We start from the raw sequence: 1,782 nt of genomic DNA, 5'->3' as shown, positions 1-1,782 counted from the left end.
GCCGGTGGCCGCGGGTGCGGCTGGGGTCGGTCGTGCTGGCCCGCCGGACCTGGGTGCTGCCCGAGCCCCAGCAGTTGGCACGGGCGAAGGGGGAGGGCGATTTCCGCTACTGGCGGCGGCTGCTGGCCTGGTCCGAGGCCGAGGGCGTGCCCCGGCGCTTCTTCCTCTACCCCGACCGTTGGCAGGCTCTGCAGCAGGACGCCCACGAGCAGATCTCCAAGACGAGCCTGTTGAAGCCGCAGTACATCGACCTCGACAGCTTCCTCTTCGTGCGCGTCCTCGAGCGCTGCCTGGCCGAGGTGCGCGGCGCGGTCTGGCTGCAGGAGGCCCTCCCGGCGCCCGGGGAGGGGACGGTGGTCGTCGACGGGGAACGCTACGTCGGCGAGTGGTGCGTGGAACTCCGCTCGGAAGGAGGTGCATACCGGCCATGAGCCCACAGCACGGGTCGAACTGGGTCACCCTGCGGGTGTTCTACCACGACCCGCAGAAGGACCACCTGATGCGCGAGGGGTTGCGGCCCCCGCTGGAAGACCTCGTCCGCGAGGGACTGGTGCAGGGCTACTTCCTGCGCCGCAACTGGCACCACGGCCCTCACGTGCGCGCCAACCTGCGCCTGGGCGACGAGCAGCACCTCGCCCAGGTACAGCGGCGGTTGGAGGAGGCCCTGGCCCAATACTTCGCGGCCCACCCCTCGCCCACGTCCCTCACGCCGGACGCTTACCTGGAGCGCTACGGAACCCTGGCGGGCCTCGAGCTCATCGACGAGCCCATGCTGCCGCTGTTCGAGAACCACACCCTCTTGTGGAGCCCCCTGCTGCTGAGGGAGCGCCGTTACGGTTCCCCGGCGGTCGTGCGCGTCGCCAAGGACTTCATGCTCTGCTCGCAGCCCTTCGTCGACTGGCTGCTCGAGCACGACCCCCCCAACGCGCGCCTGGAGGCCTTCGCCCGGCTGATGTTCGGCTTCACCGCGGCCTTCGAGGGTAAGTCCGAGCCCCGGTTCGCCTCCCCGCCCTCGGTCGCGGTGAGCTTCCGCTCCCACGCCATCGCCTTCTACCACAACCTGCCTGAAGGAGAGGCCCTCGAACGGCGCTTCCAGGCGCTCGCCCGGCGGCTCCAGCCCCACCTGGACCGGTGGTTCGACCAGGCCCTGCGCCACGAGCCCGCCGAGGTCGGTCGCTGGGCCGAGCTGCTGGCGCAGACCTACGACCGGCTCTGGCGGGTCATGCAGGAGGGCGAGTTCTGGATCCCCTGGCAGGAGGAATACGAGGCCGAGGCGCAGGCCCTGCCCGAGGGGGTGAGCCTGCCACCGCTGAGCGCGAGCCCCGACCACCAGGGCCAGCACGTCCGCGGCAGCGAGCTCTACCGCCTGCAGCGCGAGCCGGAGATCCAGGTGCGCCGCCTGCTGGTGAACCTGATGTACGAGTGCCTGCTGGCGGCCGGCTGCCGCCCCCTCGACCGGCTGTTGCTGTGCGAGCTGGTCGCGTCCACCGTCCACGCCCGCTACCCGGACAAGGAGGCCTGGTGGCCGCGTGCTCGGGGGACCGGGCTGGAGGTGAGGCCGTGAACGCTTATCGCAGCTTCCACTCCCGCACCAGCTACCTGCGCGACCGCCCGCCCTCAGTCCGTCCCGTGCCGGCCTGCCCTGACCCGCCGCAGGGGGGCATCCCCCTCCCCTGGGCCCCCCCCGCCCCGGCCGACCTCTTCGACGTCCTCCAGGCGCGCCGCTGCCAGCGGGCTTTCACCGGCGAGCCGCTGCCGCTGCTGCGGCTGGGCCAGTGGCTG

General features: G+C 71.9%; 3 protein-coding genes. All 3 read left to right on the top strand.

Annotated elements, in window-relative coordinates; genetic code table 11:
- On the top strand, positions 1-431 hold a 431-nt coding region (locus MEICH_RS29075), incomplete at its 5' end, for a lantibiotic dehydratase (protein ID WP_174422425.1).
- Positions 428-1,564, top strand: a complete 1,137-nt coding sequence (locus tag MEICH_RS0100060; RefSeq protein WP_027890929.1) for a lantibiotic dehydratase C-terminal domain-containing protein — start codon at positions 428-430, stop codon at positions 1,562-1,564. The genes MEICH_RS29075 and MEICH_RS0100060, both read left to right, overlap by 4 nt.
- Positions 1,561-1,782 (top strand): hypothetical protein (locus MEICH_RS22775; RefSeq protein ID WP_036218057.1); only part of this gene is annotated, 222 nt, incomplete at its 3' end. The genes MEICH_RS0100060 and MEICH_RS22775, both read left to right, overlap by 4 nt.

This window comes from Calidithermus chliarophilus DSM 9957, from assembly GCF_000430045.1.
GTDB classification, from domain to species: domain Bacteria; phylum Deinococcota; class Deinococci; order Deinococcales; family Thermaceae; genus Calidithermus; species Calidithermus chliarophilus.
This window is presented reverse-complemented; position numbering and strand designations above follow the sequence as displayed.

Bases quoted from the DNA above. Each gene is read 5' to 3' on its own strand.
- MEICH_RS0100060 (WP_027890929.1), top strand. From the start codon at position 428: ATGAGCCCACAGCACGGGTCGAACTGGGTCACCCTGCGGGTGTTCTAC.